Source organism: Synechococcus sp. RC10B2 (assembly GCF_047502635.1).
The window spans coordinates 97,616-115,714 of sequence record NZ_JANSHO010000078.1 but is presented as its reverse complement, the minus strand read 5'-3'; the positions used below and the strand labels follow the sequence as shown (position 1 = coordinate 115,714).

Genomic DNA, 18,099 nt, shown 5'->3' with positions numbered 1-18,099 from the left:
ATCAAGCACTCGACCTAAGCCCGCCCCAAGCCAAGCAGCAAGGACTTGCTAGGGCTCAAAGGGCAGGGATTCGCGCCCTCCCCCGGCTGCCTTTGGCTTGGCTGGTCGGTCAACCTCCTTGGCTTCCCCTGTGCTCGCCTGGGCAGCGCGACGGCGCTCCTCTTCCACCAACTGCTGCAAGTTCTCAGGCAACGGCTCCCGCGAGAGCAAGAAGGTTTGCACGGTTTGGAAGATGTTGGAGACAAGAATATAGAGCAAGACCCCAGCCGGCAAGGGGAAGAACAGGAACATCGCCGAGAACAGCACAGGGGTGATGCGGGCCATCGAGCTCTGGCTGGGATCCTCCTGGCCGGCGTTGGTCAGGGATTGGTTCAGGTAAATGGAGACACCGAAAAGGACGATCATGCCGATGATGTCCCAGTGAATGGTGCCATCCGGATCAAAGGCGCCGACGCGGCCTAACTTGTCGATAAACAGAAAGCCCGTGTCAGAGGCCAAGCCCGGGATCGCAACCTCCACCGTCACTTCCCCCGGCTGCAGGGCCAGCAAGGTGCCATCCGGCTGGATCTGGGCCCGCTCTTCTCCTTTGGTGATCTTCCAGGTGGGCCGCAACAGGGTGGGATCCCCGCCCGCCTCTGCCACCAACTGCTCAAAGGGCTTGCCCCCCGGCCCCTGCAGCCTAAACTGCACCTGCTCCCCTACGGCAATCTTGGTGCCCTTGGGCGCCACCAGCACCACCGGCTTGTGTACCGAGTCGGTGACGAAGATGTTCTTGCTGGGGCTGACGTAGGGGGTGGGCACCACCTCTGCCGCCACCTCTGCTGGCAGGATCTGCAGGTTGACATCGTAGGTAACCGCCGCAAAGGGGGATCCCCGCAGCGTGGCAAACAGAGCAAACAGCACCGGCATTTGAATCAAGAGCGGCAGACAACCCCCCAGCGGGTTGACCCCCAGCTCGCTGTACAGTTTGGCCTGGGCCTCGCGCAGCTTTTGCGGGTCATCCCGGTACTTTTCCTGGATCTCTCGCATCCGCCGCTGCATCAGGGGGTTGATCACCTTCATGCGCCGCATGTTGCGGATGGATCCGACGTTGAGGGGGTAGAGGGCAAAGCGGATCACCAACGTCAGGAAGATGATGGCCAGTCCATAGCTGGGCACGATCCCGTAGAAAAAATCCAGGATCGGCAGCATGACGTTGTTGGAGAGAAATCCGACTCCGAAGTCCATGGGGGGTGCTGGCGAACGTCCGTAACCCATTGTAAGGGTTTCCGACCGGCTGACGAGGGCGTTTTCAGAGTTGAAGCGCTCCAATCAGCAAGAGAGACCTGGGCACTTGCCGGCCTCGCCAACCCTCCCCTTCTCCCAGGGGAGACTAGCCAAACGATTTCCCTGCCTTGCCGAGGGAGAGGGGCAGGGCGCGGCGGCATATCAGTGAAAAAGGAGGGGCTGCTTTGCCCCTCCCTCATCGTTCTGGTTAAACTTGGGGCTCTGGCAGCACCCCTTTTCTGGAAGCAAGAGGCGCTCTGGATGAGGATCCCTTTCCCCTGCCGACGGGACTACTTGACCTTGACCGTGGCGCCAGCTTCCTCTAGCTTCTTCTTGATCTCGTTGGCTTCCTCTTTGGGGATCCCTTCCTTGACCGGTTTGGGAGCAGCCTCCACAAGATCTTTGGCATCTTTCAGGCCCAAGCCGGTCAACTCGCGCACCACCTTGAGGACGGCGATCTTCTTATCCGCGGGGACAGCCTCGAGAATGACATCAAAGGCCGTCTGCTCTTCCACCGGTTCAGGCGCCGCTGCCGGCGCCGGCGCCGCTGCTGCTGCCACGGGAGCAGCCATGACCATGCCACCTGCCGGGGCAGCCGCACTGACGCCAAAGGCTTCTTCGATGGCTTTCACCAACTCGGAAGCTTCCAACAAGCTCAACGCTTTCAACTCTTCCAGGATCTTTTGAACACGCTCCGAAGCCATGGTCTTGTCTCCTCAGGGTAACGAAGTGGATAGGGTGGAATCGGGTCGATGAACCCAAGACAGGCCGAGCCCGTCAGGCCGCCTCCTTGTCGGCAATAGCCCGGATGGCCCTTGCCAGGGAGGCCGGGATTTCTTGGATACCGCGGGCCACCTGCGTAGGCACGGCATTGAGCCCAACCGCCAGTCGAGTGGCTACCGACTTGAGGCTGCCCGCCACCTGGGCCATGAGCACCTCCTTGGGCGGCAGCTCGGCGATGGCCTTGGCCTGATCCAAGGTCAGAGATAGCCCCTCGGCAGCGGCGCCGCGGAACTCGGTTTTCTTGGTTTGCTTGGCGAAATCTTGATACGCCTTCAGGGCTGCCGGAATATCGCCCCGGATCATGATAAAGGCCGTCGGCCCTGACAGGAAGGGAAGAATTCCTGCCCAAGCCTTTTGGTCGGCGACAGCCCGCCGCATCAAGGTATTTTTAACAACCATGCAGACAGCATCCGCCTTGCGCAGCTCCGCCCGCAGTTGGTTCATCTCGGAAACGGTCAGCCCCTTGTAGTCGATTACCAGCACCATTTGGCTGGCTTGCAACAGGGAGCGAACTTCATCGACCATCTCCGCTTTTTTCGCTAAAGGTTGCTTGCCCATACGCTCACCTCCTTTGTGGTCACTGGCTCACTGAGAGCCGAACAGGTGTTGCCGTCGGAAGGGGGTATCTGGAGCCGCCAAAGAGAATGCGCCTCAGCCATAGCCGAGACGCATTGAGGCAAGCGTAACCTAGCAGTCCACAACGGGATCCCTTAGCACTCCGCTCAAACCTCGGCAGGACATTAAGCCCCTTGGCCCCTGCTGTCTTCGGCTCGCTATTCGACTGTGGAAAGCTCTTCTCTGCCCAGATCCTCCGGAAAAATGGCCAATTCAAACAGCAAGCAGCTACCTTTGCCCCTTTGCAGCGCCGAAGCAGGCTTAAGCAACCAACTTCAGCTCTCGCAGAGCATTGATGTCAACCTCAATCGAGGGCCCCATTGTAGCACAAACATGTAGAGCTCGCCAATACTTGCCCTTGGCTCCAGGGGGACGGTTGCGATCAATGGACTCCTGCACGGCTTTCAGGTTTTCCAGCAGAGCTTCGACGGGAAACTTGCACTTGCCGAAGATCAAATGCACAATGCCGGTTTTGTCCGCCCGGTACTCCAGCTTGCCGGCTTTGAACTCCTTGATGGCTTGGGCCAAATCCATGGTGACCGTCCCGCCCTTGGGAGAGGGCATGAGGCCGCGCGGCCCCAATAGCCGCCCCAGCTTAGCAACCTGGGGCATCACATCGGGGGTGGCAATCAGCAGGTCGAAGTCGATCACGCCCTTGCCGATCTCCTCGATCAGGTCTTCAAAGCCCACCCGGTCGGCCCCTGCGTTCTGGGCTTCCGTAACCTTCTCGCCGCGGGCAATCACCGCCACGCGAATCTCCTGCCCGGTGCCGCGGGGCAAGACGACGGTGGTGCGCAACTGCTGGTCGGCGTACTTGGGATCGATCCCCAGGCGGATGTGAACCTCCGCCGCCTCGTCAAATTTGGCAGTGGCCGTCTCCTTCATCAGGGCCAGGGCTTCTGCGGGGGGATAGGCAATGGGCTTGACTTTCTCCCGCAAAGCTTGCATACGTTTGGACAGTTTTCGAGCCATAGTTTCTCCTCGGGGTGCTGGCGAGAACTTCTCTCCCCCATAATGGTCTGCCAAAACTTCCAGACAACAAAGACTAGAGATCCTTAAGTCGATCGACAATCAATCAACTATTGTCACCCCCATGCTGCGGGCGGTGCCGGCGATGATCTTCATGGCCGCCTCCACGTCACGGGCATTCAAATCGGGCAGCTTCTGCTCGGCAATCTGGCGCAGTTGCGCCCGCGTCAGGGATCCTACCTTGACTTTGTGGGGCTCACTGGATCCCGACTCAATGCCGAGGGCTTTTTTGATCAACACCGAAGCCGGCGGCGTCTTGAGGACGAAGGTGAAGCTGCGATCCTCGTAAATCGAGATCTCGACCGGCACCACCATCCCGGCTTGATCGGCCGTTTTGGCGTTATATTCCTTGCAGAAGGCCATGATGTTAACCCCGTGCTGGCCCAGAGCCGGGCCGATGGGGGGAGCGGGGGTGGCTTTGCCCGCTTGGATGGCCAGCTTGACCACTGCCACCAGTTTCTTAGCCATGAAACGCGGTTACACCTCTTTGCGCACTTGACCAAACTCTAATTCTACCGGAGTATCGCGCCCGAAAATCGAGATCAAAGCCTTGAGCTTGCCCCGCTCTGGGCTGACATCCACCACCTCGCCGTAAAATCCCTGGAAGGGGCCAGAGAGCACCTCGATGCGATCCCCAGGTGCCATGTCGATCTTGAGGGGCACTTCTTCCACCTCGACGCTGCTGAAGATGCGCTGGACTTCGCTGGGGCTAAGGGGCCGTGGCGTCACATGGCCGCGACCACGACCGTAGGCCCTTCTCTCTTCCGTGCCGACGAAGTTGATCACGTTGGGGGTGGTTTTCACCACCATCCAGGTGTCGTCGTTGAGATCCATGCGCACCAGCACATAGCCGGGAAAAATCTTTTCCTCTTGTTCCTGGCGCTTGCCGGATCGATCGAGCTTGAAGCCCGTCCGCTTCGGGATCACCACCTCGACAATCTGATCTGCCACATCCAGAGCCGCCGCCCGCTGCATCAGGGTGCTTTTGACTTTGTTTTCGCAGCCTGAAGCCACCTGCACGGCGTACCAGCGCAGGTTGCGGCGACCTTGACTTTCGCTTTCTTCCCCCTCCGCCGCCGTGCCCGCAGGCTCTAGGGGCTCGAGGCGGCCCCCCCGGCCTCTCCGCCGCTGCTCTGGCTCTGGGCTCATCACCTCACCTCCTCTCTGTATCTGTCTGTGTGCATGGGCCTCCTCTCCCCAAGTCCTTGGCAGGGGCCATCTGGGGAAAAACCTCACGAGAACAGTTGAGTGGCCAGCCAGCCGAACAGTTGATCGACCAGGTAGATGAACGAGGCGAAGGCCAACACAATCAGTAAAACTCCCACCGATTCGCTAATCAGTTGCTGGCGGCTCGGCCAAACAATTTTGGCCAACTCCGCACGGGTCTCTTGGAGAAAGCCTGGGATCCCTTTAGACTCAGTGGAACTGGAGTGGCCCCGGCTGGCGGGATCCAAACGCTGTTCCGTATCGGCTTTGCTAGAAGAGGTGCTTTTAACCACGGTGGTATCTCCTGATGGATCCCGAAAACGGTGCGCCACCTTTTAGCGCACGCAAGATCGGCTTAGCGATCTTAACAGATCTGTTGAGGGTGGGATCCCTCTCAAGGGTCGGGAGTGGACTCAGGCGTCAGCGCTCTGGGGGAGAGCACCAAAGGGCGGCGGGAGCGGTTGAATTGCTCTACCGCTGCGTCGATCCCGGCTTTGCTGTCCCAACGCGAGGCGGCATTTTGCCGGGAGAGAAACTCGGCGGCCCGCAGGAGGTCGTTCATGTCAATGCTGGTGCCGTCGAACAACTGGACGTTGCGGTCGCGGCGGATGGCCTCGTTGACATCTCCCCTTTGGGCCAGGGCAACTTCGGAGCTGGCCAGGATCCCCAGCAGAAGCAGACCCAGCGCTGCAGGGATCCCAAGCCGGCCAACAGGGGTGAAAGGGGAGCGGAGACGGTTTACAAACATCGATCCTGTTCCTCCACATCGGTGTGCTGCTCGGCCAGTCCCTCTGCCAGCAACTGTTGTTCTTCAGGCGTGAGGGGGCGTTTGGCCAACAGGTCTGGTCGCCTTCGCCAGGTGCGAACCAACTGCTGTTGCAGACGCCAACGGGCGATGGCTCGGTGGTCGCCTGAGAGAAGCACCGGCGGCACCTTGTGCCCTTGGAACTCCGGTGGACGGGTGTACTGAGGATACTCCAGTAGCCCCGTCTCGAAACTTTCGCTCCTCAGCGAATCTATCTTACCAACTGTGCCCGGCAAGAGCCGCACCACGCCGTTGATCAAGGCCAGCGCCGGGATCTCCCCCCCTGTCAGGACAAAATCGCCCAGCGACACCTCGCGGGTGGCCAGGTGTTGGCGGATCCGCTCGTCAAAGCCTTCGTACTGGCCACAGAGCAGGATGAGCTGCGCCTTTTGGGCAAGTTCTTGCAGCAGCGCCTGGTTCAGCGGTTGCCCCTGGGGCGTGAGCAAGATGATCTCGCAGGGATCCAGGCGGGGCAGGGAGGCGACGGCTGCAAAGAAAGGCTCTGGCTTGAGCACCATGCCCACCCCGCCCCCGTAGGGCTCATCATCGACCCGGCGGTGCTTGTCGGTGGCAAAGTCCCGCGGGTTGGTGCAGTGAACCTCGGCAATCCCCTGCTCTAGGGCCTTGCCCACCAGCCCGATGCGCAGCGGCGTTGCAAAAAACTCCGGGAAGAGGGTGATGACGTCGAACCGCACAAGACTTAGGAGGAGGCAGAGGGAGGTTCTGTGCGCAGCCGCTCTAGATCCAGGCGCAAAGACTCGATCTGGTGGATCAGTTCCATCAGCTCGGCCATCTCTTCTTTGGAGATAGGGGCAGAGCCGGCAGGGGAAGCCGTGGTCGGGGGGGTACTCTCAGCAGGAGCGGGCCTCTCGCTGTCTGGAACTGTGGCGGGGGCGTTGGCGGCTGGATCCCTGAGACTTTCAACGTAGCGGACAGCCTCCTGTTCGATCAGCTCCCCCTTTTGCTCCAGTTCTGCTGCCAGTTGTGCCAAGTCCATCGAGAGGCGGTTGAGGTTTTCGGCCCGCTTTTCCGGGTCTTGGAGGATCTCCACCAGGGCAGTGGCCGTGCCGTAAAAGATGTGGCGAGCCCGCGTGAACCAGTCAGAAGAGCGAGAACTCATGGCAGCAGTCAAAGGGGGTGGGGATCTCCATTCTAGGCAATGCCTGGCGGGTATTGCTTGAGGCGCTTGGAATATGAGAACGGGCTCAATCCACGGCGCGAATCTCGCCGCTGTTGAGCCGCTCCACAACCAATTCCAGCAGCTCGTGCTCTTCTGGGGAAACCTCTTGATCGGCTGCGACGGCATTGAGGATCTGCTGTTGTTCAGCGCGGGTTAAGACCTTATCTGCCAAAGCCCGGTCGATCAAAGCTCTGAGCTCAGAAGGTTGAGGGGGTTCCACCGTTTTTCTCCTAGCGCTAGAGGGCAAGGGATCCCATAATGGGTTTTGGATCCAAGCAGGCACACCCGTCAGTATAGCGAGACAGTGGTGGAACCCCAGGTATCCCCAAAAAACCAGAGCTTCCAACCGGTGGGGGTGATCGGCGGTGGGCAGTTGGCGCAGATGTTGGCTTTGGCGGCTCGCCCATTGGGGATCCCGCTGATTGTTCAGGCTGCCGCTCCTACCGATCCGGCGGTGGCCGTGGCCGACGGCGTGGTCTGGGGTGCCGTGACCGACACCCAGGCCACAGCCCAGTTGCTGCAACGCTGCCCGGTGGTAACTTTTGAGAACGAGTTCATCCCGCTGGCGGAGCTGCAAAAACTGGATCCGCAGGGATCCCGCTTTCGTCCTCGCCTGAGCACGCTAGAGCCGCTGCTGGACAAGTTGCACCAACGGCAGTTTCTGGCAGAGCTGGGGATGCCGGTGCCGGCTTTTTGGCCTGCGGAGACGGCAGATCTACCTAGCCTGAGCTTTCCCTTGGTGCTCAAGCGGCGGCGGCAGGGCTACGATGGGCAGGGCACCCGCATCCTGCCCGACCCAGCAACCTTGCAACAGGCTCTGGCTGAGTATGCCGGGATCCCGCTGCTGGTTGAAGAGTGGATCCCGTTTGAGCGGGAGCTGGCGGTGATGGTGGCGCGAGGGCTGACGGGAGAAATCCAGATCTACCCCGTGGTGGAGACGGTTCAAGTTAACCAAGTCTGTCGCCACGTCTTGGTGCCCGCCCGCATCCCTTCCTCTGTTGAGGCCGAGATCCGGGATTTGGCGGTCAAGGTGATGGAAAAATTGGATGCGGTGGGCGTGTTTGCCATCGAGCTGTTCTGGGTGCCGCCGCCTCATCCCAAGGCTGGGATCTGGATCAACGAGATCTCGCCGCGGGTTCACAACTCCGGCCACTACACCCTGGAAGCCTGCCACACCTCGCAGTTTGAGCAACATCTGCGGGCCATCCTTGGCCTTCCCTTGGGGGATCCCTCCCTCAAGTGTGGGGGGGCGGTGATGGTCAACCTCTTGGGCTACGAGCACTCCACCAGCGACTATGCCGAGCAGCGGCAGCGCCTGGCTGCGATCCCCAATGCCACGGTGCACTGGTACCACAAGACCCCCGCCCGCCCGGGGCGCAAGCTGGGCCATGTTACCGTCTGTCTGCCGAGCCCCCCCTCTCCTTCGGAAGCAGCGGCCCTTGTCCGCACCCTCGAATCCTTTTGGCAGCCATGAGCCAAGCGTCGGATCCCTCTTTTTCTCCGGCCATCCAAACCCTGATCCAGGCCATGCAAAGGCGGGATGTGCCCGCGGTAGCGCAGCAGGTCAACGGCCTCTCCCCCCAAGAGCGCTCCGCGGTGTTGACTCCCGCTCTCCAATACCTTGCCGAGGTGGATCCCGACAGCGCCCGCTGGTTTGTTCGCCACCTCATGGCCCCTGCCGTCAAAGCCCAACTGCGAGCAGGGATCCTCAAAGCCGCCCAAGATTACCTGCAAGAGGCCGGCTTCCAAGAAGGGATCGATTACGAGCTCAAGCCCCATCCCCAATCGGGGGGTCAGATCTTAAGCCTTAGCCGCCGAGCCCTGCCCTATGCCGCCCCCGATGACGATCCCTTTGGGCAGTTGTTGCTGGCCGAGTTCTGCGAATTGCGGGACTAGACCACCATGAGCGGTACGAGTTATCGGCTGCAGGTGCTCGACCTCACCGCCCTGCCCCAATTGCTGGAGCTGGATCGCCGCTGCTACGGCGGATACTGGGGAGAACAGGGCTATCGCGCGGAGCTGGAAAGACCCAGCAGCACGGTGATCGGGGTTGTGGCGGAACCGGCTGCCGCTGGCGCTTCCTGTGGCTTGGGCCGAACGGAGTTCCCCCCTCCCTCTCCAGACCTCGCGACGCAAACGACCCAAGCGCTCGTGGGCTTTGGCATCCTCTGGCGCATCGAAGAAGAAGCCCACATTATCTCGTTGGCGGTGGATCCCGACCATCGGCGGCGCGGCTTGGGCCGCAGGATCCTGGAGGAGCTGTTCAATCACGCTCGAGCCGCAGGCTGTCGCTGGGCCACGCTCGAGGTCAGAGCCTCTAACCACGCCGCCATCCACCTCTACGAATCGGCAGGGTTTCAATTGCTGGGACGCCGCAAGGGCTATTACAGCGGAGAAGATGCGCTGGTCTATTGGAAAAAGCCAATCTAGAAAAGCAACAACACTGAAAATTTGTGGAAGTTCGCAACCAGATCCCTAGACAAACCGGCAGCCAAGTCTGGCAATCCTACAGAAGATCAATATCGACAGAGCTTTAACTGCCCGGCTGAACTTGTCGTTATTTTGTAGGTTTTGTAGATCATTCAGATTTCCTCTTCTCCTGGACGCAAGCTGCCAGATGTAACTTTTTTAGGCAAAATTTGGCTACAGCCAATTAGGAGCATCTTTTGCGATTTAAGATTGCAATTAGATAAATGGCTGCGGACAATCTGACGATAGGCCAAGACATACTACAACCTAAGCAGACCCCCCTGTTCAGTGGCACCCCTGGAGCCTCGGCCAATTTCCTAGGCTGATGTGAATAAACGTAAAGTTTTACATCGAGATTCAGCACTCCTGCTTAAATTCGTGCTTTCCCCCCCCCTGTCGGGCCAGCTTGCCTGAAAAAGCGCTTCAGGCTAACCTACTCTTATCATTTGTGCATCCTGAGCATTTGCAAGCTGTGAGGACAGTCATGGACACCTCGAGAAACACCATTGGGGATGAGACCATCTCTTTTTTCGTGAGTCTTTGGTCTAGGCTTATCGACTTTATGCCCAATCTCCTGGCGGCGATTGGCATCTTAATTCTGGGTTGGATCGTGGCCACAGCGGTGGCCTTTGGCGTTCGGGGGCTGCTCAAGCGGACGCAGCTCGATAACCGCTTGGCCGCTTGGATTATGGGCCAAAGGCCCGGCGAGAAGCTGCCGCAAACCGAGCGCTGGGTGGCTGCTGCGGTTTACTGGATCATCCTGGCTTTTGTGTTGGTGGCGGTGCTGAATGCCCTACAGCTTCAGGCCGTCTCCGAGCCGCTCAACAGGTTTTTGGGAGAAATTTTCGTCTATCTGCCGCGGCTGGGTGGGGCGCTGGTGCTGCTAGGGGTGGGCTGGGCGGTGGCCACGGTTGCCCGGCTGGCGGTTATCCAAGGGCTGCGGCGCTTTAACTTGGACGAGCGGCTGGCTCAGCCCTTGCAACCGGAAGCAGGAGCAGAGGGGGCTCCAGAGGGAACGGCCGCTAAGCCAGAGGGGGGCGCTAACGAGGTCGCTCCTTTTCTCTTGAATGAAGCCTTGGGCGACGCGCTCTACTGGTTGGTTCTCCTGTTCTTCTTGCCGCTCATCCTGGATACGCTCAACCTGCGGGGGCCGCTGCAGCCGGTACAAAACCTGCTGGATCAAATCCTATCGATGGTGCCGCGCATTTTGGGAGCGGTGGTCATCGGTGTGGTGGGCTGGTTTTTGGCCCGCATCGTACGCGGCCTCATCTCCAATTTGCTAGCCGCAACGGGAGCCAACCGCTTGGGGGCACGCTTTGGCATTCCCCAGTTGGCCCAGACGGTGGGCACGGTGGCCTATATCTTGGTGTTGATCCCGGCGGTGATTGCAGCTCTCAATGTTTTGGAAGTCCGGGCCATCTCGGATCCGGCAGTGGCGATGCTGGAGCAGGTGTTGCGGGCCATTCCCCTGGTTGCGGGATCCGTTCTCATCCTGCTCGTCTTTTATTGGCTGGGGCAGTTCTTGGCCGGCTTGGTAACCCAGTTGCTGCAGGCGGCGGGCTTCGACCGCCTGGCTGCCAGCCTGGGCTGGCCCTTGGCCACTGCTCCTGAAGCGCCTGCCGCTGAAGGGGATCCCTCGGCGTTGGCGAAGCGGCGCACCCCCTCTGAGATTGCCGGCTTGGTGGTCTGGGTGGGCGTGGTCTTGTTCGGGGCGGTGCCGGCGGTGGAGTTGCTGCAGTTTGCCGCTTTGACCGACATCGTCCAGGGGCTGTTGCTGATTTCCGGTCGGGTGCTCATCGGCGCCCTGGTGTTCGGGATCGGCCTTTACCTGGCCAATTTGGCCCATTCCATGATCAAGAGCTTGGGCAACCCCTCCTCAGGGGTGCTGGCCCAGGCGGCGCGGGCGGCCATCCTGGTCTTTGTCGGCGCCATGGCCTTGCAGCAGATGGGCGTGGCCACCGATATCGTGGTGCTGGCCTTTGGCTTGGTGCTGGGCGCGATTGCCGTCGCGGTGGCCTTGGCTTTTGGCTTGGGAGGTCGCGATGTGGCTGCCGAGCAAATCCGGCAGTGGCTTAAGCGGGAGTGAAGTCTTGGAGACGGTTAACCCTGTCTAGCTTCCCAGAGCTGCAAGATAAAAGCCTGCCCCGCCTGGCAAAACGTCCGGCGGGGTTTCAATTGGATTGCGCTGAGACCTTTTAAGCTGCTTCCGGAACTTTGGCCTCTTCTGCTGCTGCTTCCTGCACCACAATTTTGCCCCGGAACACCACGTAGTTGTAGATGTTGTAGGACAAGATAACCGGGATCAAAAAGCCAATAAAGGTAAGCATAAACACCAGCGAACTGGGAGAAGCTGCTGCCTCGTAGATGGTGACGCTGGGAGGAATAATGTTGGGGAAAACCATAAACCCCAGGCCAATAAAAGAAAGGGCAAAGATGAGAAAGGTATAAACCAACACGCTAGTTTCTTCTCGCCGGCGCAGGCTGCGCAGCAACAGAGCCACCAACAAAAGCCCCAAAACGGGGATGGCAGCAAAGATATAGAAAAGAGGAGGCGAGAAAAGTTGGGAGCGCGCTTGCTCCGACATGATGGGGGTGCTGATGGTGATAAACACTGCCCCCAGCAACGTTGTCCAGGTGGCGATGGTTGCCGTTTTGTAGTAGGTTTTCTGGAGTTCCCCCGTGGTCTTCACAATTAAGTAGGCCGAGCCAACTAAGACATAGCCCTGAATCAGGGTGAGGGCCACCAACACTGTCCGCCAGGTCAGCCAATCCCAGGGGCTGCCGGCAAAGTGGCCGGCTTCATCAACGCGGATCCCTTCGAAGACGCTGCCCAGGGCAAACCCCTGGCCCAGCGCCGCCAAAAAGCTACCCACCCCAAAGGCCAGGTTCCAGACCAGCTTGTTGTCGGCGTTTTCCCGAAACTCGAAGGAAACGGCCCGCAAGATCAGGCCCACCACCATGATCACCAGCGGCAGGTAGAGGGCGTTGAGAATGGTGGCGTAGGCGAGGGGGAAGGCCCCGAACAGGGATCCCCCCATCAGCACCAGCCAGGTCTCGTTGGCATCCCAAACATTGCCCAGGCTGGTCATGAGAATGCTGCGGCGCGTTTCGCTGGAGGCCGTCAGGGAGAGGATGCCCACTCCCAAGTCAAATCCATCCAGCAAGACATAAAGGAATAGGAATAGACCGAGGATAAAAAACCAGACTTGCGGCAAAAACTGCTGTAAAGGCTCGAAAGATTCCATCGTCCTTCTCTCCGCTTTGGGTATTTCCAACCAGTTCGAGACATTACCCCCCTCGCCCTCTGGGAGAGGGGAATTGGAAATCGACGTAACCAACGGCTTGGCTGCTGTTTGGATAAGGAGCCTGCTGTGTCGCCTGGGTTCTGTTGGAGCTGCACCGGCGCTACCGAGCTTCTGCCGGACGGCGATCCGGCTCGTGGCTGGCAGGCTCGATCACGATCACCGGCTGGGTTGCCGGAACGGGGGCAGGCAGCTCCAGATTAGGCCCTTTGCGGATGATGCGGCTGCCGAAGTAAAGAGCGGCCACGAAAAACACCGTGTACAAGGCGCTCAGGCCGACCAAAGAAAACAGCACCTCTCCTGGCGGCAGCGGCGAAACCGATTCCGCCGTGCGCAGTTGCTCGTACACAATCCAGGGCTGCCGGCCAACACAGCGGACAATCCAGCCAGCCTCGACGGCAATGTAGCCCAAGGGGCCGGCAAAGACCCAAGCCCACATCAGCCACTTCTGCTGGGAAAGGGCCTCCGCCGACAGTTTGCCCCTCAACCACTGGATCAAGGTAGCCCCCACGAGCCCGGCCATAAAGAAGCCAATGGCCACCATCGTCCTAAAGGAGTAGTAGATGAGGCCAATCATGTGAGGGCGATTTTGGGGATCCCAAGCTTTCAGGCCCTGCACCGGTCGATCCAGCCTGGGCTTGAACTCGAGCAGGTAGCCCAGCGCGCCGGGGATCTTCACCTCCCACTCGTTGCGCTCCTCACGCTCATTGGGCAAGGCAAACAGGCTCCAGTCCGCCCTCTCGCCGGCGGGGAGCGTCTCCCACTGGGCCTCCATAGCCGCCAGCTTGGCCGGTTGATAGCGATACACTTGCTCCGCGCTCAAGTGGCCAATAAACACCTGCAGAGGGGCCACCACCAGCGCCATCACCAGGACCACTTTGAGGGAGCGGGAAAAAAACTCGCTGTGCCGCCGCTTGAGAATGTACCAGGCGCTGATGCCACCGATGACAAACAAAGAGGTTTCCAAAGTGGCAAAAAACATGTGCAGAAAGCTATTGACCATGAAGGGATTGAAAATGGCCTGCAGGTAGTCACGTACCACGAACTTCCCATCGACAAATATCCCCCCTGCCGGCGTCTGCAGCCAGGAGTTGGCCGTCAGGATCCAAAAGGTAGAGAGGTTGGCACCGAAGGCCACTAAGATTGTCGAGATCCAGTGAATTACTGGCGGCACCCGCTCCCAGCCAAACAGCATGATCCCCAGGAAGCTGGCCTCCAGCATAAAGGCCATCGTGCCCTCAAATCCTAGGATGGTTCCAAAGAAGTCACCTACCGCCTCAGAAAAAGGGGCCCAGTTCATGCCAAACTGAAAGGCCATCGGCAACCCCGAGGCCACGCCAAGGCCAAAGTTTAACACGTAGATCTTTGACCAGAAGCGAGCGTGGCGATAGTAATCTAGATTGCGAGTTTTCAGCCAAAGTCCCTCAATTACAACAAGATAGATGGACATTCCTGTTGTTAAAACCGGCCATAGCATATGAAACATGGCCGTGAGGGCAAACTGGAGACGAGAAAGTGCAAGGGTATCTAGAAACATGATTGGCACCAAGTTTGGATGGGCGAATTCGACTTTTCCCGACAATCTCTGCTACAGCTTGTGCAGGCACATCCCTATGTAGGGGGGATATCTTCTCAGCTGCAGACATCCCTACCCATTTGAATGAGGCCGGGAAGGCTATCCTCTTTGTTCCTTCTAAGATCACATCTTGACCAAGACCATCGATGGGCTGCTCGATTCTAAAGGTTAACTTTAGGATCCTGAGAGGAGGGGTTCTCTTCGTGTAAAGCAGACTACAGAATAAACAGGGTTCTAAACTCGGCAGCCTAGGGATCCGCGTCCGGGCTCCCGAAATGGCTGGTGGAGAGGCGGGAGTAACGTCATGCAAATTGGCCGCAGAGCCTGCCAGAATTGGGATCCCGGCTTGAGTTGGCAGTGTGGGAGGAAAATGTCGTTTGTCCCGCTGGTGCACTTTCTCGCCCGATCGGGCTCGATGCAAGAGTTGGCCGCCCGCTTGAGATCGCGGCGGCGGGCTGCCATTCAGGGGGCAGGTCGGATCGCGAAGGGGCTAGTTGCCTCGGCTTTGGCCCAGCAGGAGGGAAGATCCCTGCTGGTGGTGACTGCCACTTTGGAAGAGGCGGGCCGCTGGACGGCGCAACTGGAGGGCATGGGCTGGGAGAGCGTGCAGCTTTATCCCACCTCCGAGGCTTCCCCTTACGAGCCGTTTGACCTGGAGCCGGAGCTGGTGTGGGGACAATTGCAGGTGCTGGCCGATTGTCTCCAGGGCAGGAAGGGCATGGCCATTGTGGCCACGGAGCGGGCCCTGCAACCCCACCTCCCCCCCCCAAAGGTGTTTCAGTCTTTCTGCCTCCGGCTGGAAGCCGGCGCGGAGCTGTCGCCGCAGCAGTTGGGGCAGCAGTTGACCCGGCTGGGCTATCAGCGGGTCAGCCTGGTGGAAAGTGAGGGTCAGTGGAGCCAAAGGGGCGATATTCTCGACGTTTTCCCGGTGGCCTGCGAGTGGCCGGTGCGCCTGGAGTGGTTTGGCAACGAGCTGGAGCGGCTGCGGGAGTTTGACCCGGTCAGCCAGCGCTCCCAAGACGGGATCCCCTCTGTCTGGCTGACCCCCACCGGCTATGGACCCATCCTCTGGCCGGCGCTCCAGGAAAAGATGGAGCAGCTTTCCCCCGCCCTGCGGCAGCAGCTAGCGCAGGGATCCGCCCCCCCTGAAGGCCTGCGCCGTTTTCTCGGCCTGCTCTACGATCCTCCGGCCAACCTGCTGAGCTACTTGGATCCCGATACTTTGATCCTGATCGACGAGCCGGAGCAGTGCCAGGCCCACAGCCGGCAGTGGCTAGACCACGCCCAAGAGCAGTGGCAGTTGGCCCAGGCTGCCGAGCCGGCTCTGCTCCCCTTCCACCGCCCCTTCGATCTCGAGGCCCCTGAATGGGATCCCTTCCCCCGCCTGTTGGCCCGCGCCTTTGCCAGCTCCGACCCCGCCGAATCCGCCGCCATCGACCTGAAAAGCCGGCCCGTTCCTACCATCCCCCACCAGTTTGGATCCCTGGCCAAAACCCTGCGCGAGTACCGCAAGCAGCAGTTGCAGGTGTGGATCCTCTCTGCCCAGCCCTCCCGCACCGTGGCCCTGCTGCAGGAACACGACTGCCCGGCCCAGTATGTGCCCAACCCCAAAGACTTCCCCGCCATCGAGCGCCAGCTCCAGTCCTACACGCCGGTGGCCCTGAAGTACTCCGGCTTGGCAGATCTGGAGGGGTTTCTCCTGCCCACGCTGGGGTGGGTGGTGCTCACCGACCGCGAGTTTTTCGGCCAGCACAGCCTGGCCACCCCCACCTATGTGCGCAAGCGCCGCCAGGCCAGCTCCCGCCAGGTGGATCCCAACCTGCTCAAGCCGGGGGATTTTGTTGTCCACAAGGCCCATGGCATCGGCCAGTTCTTACGGCTGGAAAGCCTCACCATTGGCGGCGAAACCCGAGAATACCTGGTCATTCAATACAGCGATGGCTTGTTGCGGGTGGCTGCCGACCAGGTCAACTCCCTCTCGCGCTACCGGGCCAGTGGAGATGGGCCCCCTGCACCGCACAAAATGTCCGGCAGCACCTGGGAAAAGACCAAGCAAAAAGTCAAAAAGAGCCTGCGTAAAGTGGCCCTTGACCTGCTGCAGCTCTACGCCAAACGGGCCGAACAGGAGGGCTATGCCTTCCCGCCCGATTCTCCTTGGCAACAGGAGTTTGAGGAGTCTTTTCCCTATCCTCTAACACCGGATCAAATTCGCGCCGTCCAGGAGATCAAGCGGGATATGGAGTCTCCCCGCCCCATGGATAGACTGCTGTGTGGCGATGTGGGCTTTGGCAAAACGGAGGTGGCCATCCGCGCCATCTTTAAGGCCGTAACCGCCGGCAAGCAGGTAGCTCTTCTAGCGCCAACCACTATTCTCACCCAGCAGCACTACCACACTCTCAAAGAGCGCTTTGCCCCCTACCCCATTCAAGTGGGGTTGCTCAACCGCTTCCGCACTCCCGAAGAGAAAAAAGAGATCCTGGCCCGCCTCAAAAGTGGCGAACTCGATGTCATTGTGGGCACCCACCAACTTTTGGGCAAGGATGTGCAGTTTCGCGATTTGGGTCTTCTGGTCATTGACGAAGAACAGCGCTTTGGCGTCAACCAAAAAGAGAAAATTAAACTCCTCAAAACCCAGGTGGATGTGCTCACCCTTACGGCTACCCCCATTCCCCGCACGCTGTACATGGCTTTGTCGGGGTTGAGGGAAATGAGCCTGATCCAGACTCCCCCGCCCTCGCGGCGCCCGATTAAAACTCACCTTTCTCCCTACAATCCTGAGGTCATTCGCACGGCTATCCGCCAAGAGTTGGATCGCGGCGGGCAAGTCTTTTATGTGGTCAACCGCATTGAAGAGATCGAAGAGACCAGCGCCAAATTGCGGGAATGGGTGCCCGGTGCCCGCATTGCCATTGCCCATGGGCAGATGCCGGAAGGGGAGCTGGAAGCGACCATGCTGGCTTTTAACAACGGAGAAATCGATATCTTGGTCTGCACCACCATTATTGAATCCGGTTTAGATATTCCCCGTGTCAACACTATTTTGATCGAAAATGCCCAGGAGTTTGGTCTGGCTCAGCTTTACCAACTGCGAGGACGGGTGGGCCGGGCCGGGATCCAAGCTCATGCTTGGCTGTTCTACCGAGAAGATGGCATCCTCACCGAAGAGGCCCGCAAGCGCCTGCAGGCCATTCAGGAATTTACCCAACTGGGATCCGGCTATCAGTTGGCGCTGCGGGACATGGAAATTCGCGGCATTGGCAACCTCTTGGGAACTCAGCAATCCGGACAACTCAACGCGGTGGGCTTTGATCTCTACTTGGAGATGTTGCAAGAGGCGATTCGAGAAATTCGCGGCCAAGAGATCCCGCAGGTGGAAGACACGCAAATTGACCTCAATATAACGGCCATGATCCCGCAGAGCTATATCCCTGACGAAGATCAAAAGATGCAGGCCTATCGCCAATTGGCGGCTGCCGGCTCTCGGGTCGAACTGTTGCAAATTGCCCAGGAATGGCAGGATCGCTTTGGCCCCTTGCCCAAGCCCACCCAGGAGCTGCTGCGGGTGATGGAGCTGAAGATTTTGGCCCGCACGCTGGGCTTTTCCCGCATTAGGCCGGCCAAGGAGCATGTGCTTTTGGAAACCCCCATGGAGGAGCCGGCCTGGAACCGCCTCAAGGAAGCCCTGCCGGCCCATTTGCAGTCTCGCTTTGTCTATCAGCCGGGCAAGGTGACGGTGCGGGGCCTGGGAATGGTGCCTGCGGCCCAGCAACTGGAGAACCTTTTGCAGTGGCTGGACAAAATGAGCTTGGCCCTGATGGAAGCCCGGATCCCAACAGCCACCTAGTCCTGGCTGCGGGGGGGCTGGGCT

Annotated in this window: 18 protein-coding genes and 1 other annotated feature; of the genes, 5 read left to right on the top strand and 13 right to left on the bottom strand. The window is 59.6% G+C overall.

What is annotated here, in order from left to right; all coding sequences use genetic code 11:
* Positions 1-48: 48 nt before the first annotated feature.
* From yidC to NW855_RS12320, 11 genes are all read right to left on the bottom strand, one after another.
* The gene (yidC, locus tag NW855_RS12370; protein WP_011430615.1) at positions 49-1,227 is read right to left on the bottom strand and encodes a membrane protein insertase YidC; all 1,179 of its coding nucleotides are present in this window, start codon (positions 1,225-1,227) and stop codon (positions 49-51) included.
* Positions 1,228-1,556: 329 nt separating this feature from the next.
* Positions 1,557-1,970 carry a 50S ribosomal protein L7/L12 gene (gene rplL / locus NW855_RS12365; RefSeq protein WP_011430613.1) on the bottom strand — a complete coding sequence of 138 codons (414 nt, stop codon included), beginning with the start codon at positions 1,968-1,970 and terminating at the stop codon, positions 1,557-1,559.
* Between the two features lie 73 nt (positions 1,971-2,043).
* Positions 2,044-2,607: a 50S ribosomal protein L10 gene (gene rplJ, locus NW855_RS12360; protein ID WP_099813120.1), complete on the bottom strand. Its 564-nt coding sequence runs from the start codon at positions 2,605-2,607 to the stop codon at positions 2,044-2,046.
* A 73-nt stretch (positions 2,608-2,680) separates the two neighbouring features.
* Positions 2,681-2,836, bottom strand: a sequence feature (ribosomal protein L10 leader region).
* A gap of 89 nt (positions 2,837-2,925) precedes the next feature.
* Complete coding sequence (rplA, locus tag NW855_RS12355; RefSeq protein WP_011430610.1) at positions 2,926-3,636, bottom strand: 50S ribosomal protein L1; 711 nt, start codon at positions 3,634-3,636, stop codon at positions 2,926-2,928.
* Between the two features lie 99 nt (positions 3,637-3,735).
* The gene (rplK, locus tag NW855_RS12350) at positions 3,736-4,161 is read right to left on the bottom strand and encodes a 50S ribosomal protein L11 (RefSeq protein WP_011430609.1); all 426 of its coding nucleotides are present in this window, start codon (positions 4,159-4,161) and stop codon (positions 3,736-3,738) included.
* 9 nt (positions 4,162-4,170) lie between these two features.
* A complete protein-coding gene (nusG, locus tag NW855_RS12345) occupies positions 4,171-4,842 on the bottom strand; it encodes a transcription termination/antitermination protein NusG (RefSeq protein WP_011430608.1) in 672 nt (223 codons plus the stop codon).
* A gap of 83 nt (positions 4,843-4,925) precedes the next feature.
* Positions 4,926-5,147, bottom strand: coding sequence for a preprotein translocase subunit SecE (secE, locus tag NW855_RS12340; protein ID WP_228375513.1), 222 nt, complete (start codon positions 5,145-5,147; stop codon positions 4,926-4,928).
* A 146-nt stretch (positions 5,148-5,293) separates the two neighbouring features.
* Entirely contained in the window at positions 5,294-5,647 is a 354-nt protein-coding gene (locus NW855_RS12335; protein WP_099813121.1) for a hypothetical protein, read from the bottom strand.
* On the bottom strand, positions 5,638-6,399 hold the full coding sequence (gene trmD, locus NW855_RS12330; protein WP_011430605.1) for a tRNA (guanosine(37)-N1)-methyltransferase TrmD: 762 nt from the start codon (positions 6,397-6,399) through the stop codon (positions 5,638-5,640). The genes NW855_RS12335 and trmD overlap by 10 nt, the downstream gene beginning before the upstream one ends.
* 5 nt (positions 6,400-6,404) lie before the next feature.
* The gene (locus tag NW855_RS12325) at positions 6,405-6,824 is read right to left on the bottom strand and encodes a hypothetical protein (RefSeq protein ID WP_049749759.1); all 420 of its coding nucleotides are present in this window, start codon (positions 6,822-6,824) and stop codon (positions 6,405-6,407) included.
* 85 nt (positions 6,825-6,909) lie between these two features.
* Entirely contained in the window at positions 6,910-7,104 is a 195-nt protein-coding gene (locus tag NW855_RS12320; RefSeq protein WP_414348107.1) for a hypothetical protein, read from the bottom strand.
* Positions 7,105-7,191: 87 nt separating this feature from the next.
* On the opposite strand from NW855_RS12320, the gene NW855_RS12315 reads away from it, so the two are divergent.
* The 4 genes from NW855_RS12315 (at position 7,192) to NW855_RS12300 (ending at position 11,439) form a co-directional block, all read left to right on the top strand.
* Complete coding sequence (locus NW855_RS12315; protein ID WP_414508834.1) at positions 7,192-8,358, top strand: 5-(carboxyamino)imidazole ribonucleotide synthase; 1,167 nt, start codon at positions 7,192-7,194, stop codon at positions 8,356-8,358.
* On the top strand, positions 8,355-8,780 hold the full coding sequence (locus NW855_RS12310; protein ID WP_099813122.1) for a hypothetical protein: 426 nt from the start codon (positions 8,355-8,357) through the stop codon (positions 8,778-8,780). The genes NW855_RS12315 and NW855_RS12310 overlap by 4 nt, the downstream gene beginning before the upstream one ends.
* 6 nt (positions 8,781-8,786) lie before the next feature.
* Positions 8,787-9,314 (top strand): ribosomal protein S18-alanine N-acetyltransferase, encoded by a 528-nt coding sequence (rimI, locus tag NW855_RS12305; RefSeq protein ID WP_011430598.1) that lies wholly within the window; start codon positions 8,787-8,789, stop codon positions 9,312-9,314.
* Positions 9,315-9,837: 523 nt separating this feature from the next.
* A complete protein-coding gene (locus tag NW855_RS12300; RefSeq protein WP_414508833.1) occupies positions 9,838-11,439 on the top strand; it encodes a mechanosensitive ion channel in 1,602 nt (533 codons plus the stop codon).
* 109 nt (positions 11,440-11,548) lie between these two features.
* On the opposite strand, the gene cydB is transcribed toward NW855_RS12300, so the two are convergent.
* Together cydB and NW855_RS12290 are read right to left on the bottom strand one after the other, a co-directional pair.
* Positions 11,549-12,598, bottom strand: coding sequence for a cytochrome d ubiquinol oxidase subunit II (gene cydB, locus NW855_RS12295; RefSeq protein ID WP_099813124.1), 1,050 nt, complete (start codon positions 12,596-12,598; stop codon positions 11,549-11,551).
* 160 nt (positions 12,599-12,758) lie between these two features.
* Positions 12,759-14,192 (bottom strand): cytochrome ubiquinol oxidase subunit I, encoded by a 1,434-nt coding sequence (locus NW855_RS12290; protein ID WP_414508832.1) that lies wholly within the window; start codon positions 14,190-14,192, stop codon positions 12,759-12,761.
* 409 nt (positions 14,193-14,601) lie between these two features.
* On the opposite strand from NW855_RS12290, the gene mfd reads away from it, so the two are divergent.
* A complete protein-coding gene (gene mfd, locus NW855_RS12285) occupies positions 14,602-18,075 on the top strand; it encodes a transcription-repair coupling factor (RefSeq protein ID WP_414508831.1) in 3,474 nt (1,157 codons plus the stop codon).
* Positions 18,076-18,099: the final 24 nt, after the last annotated feature.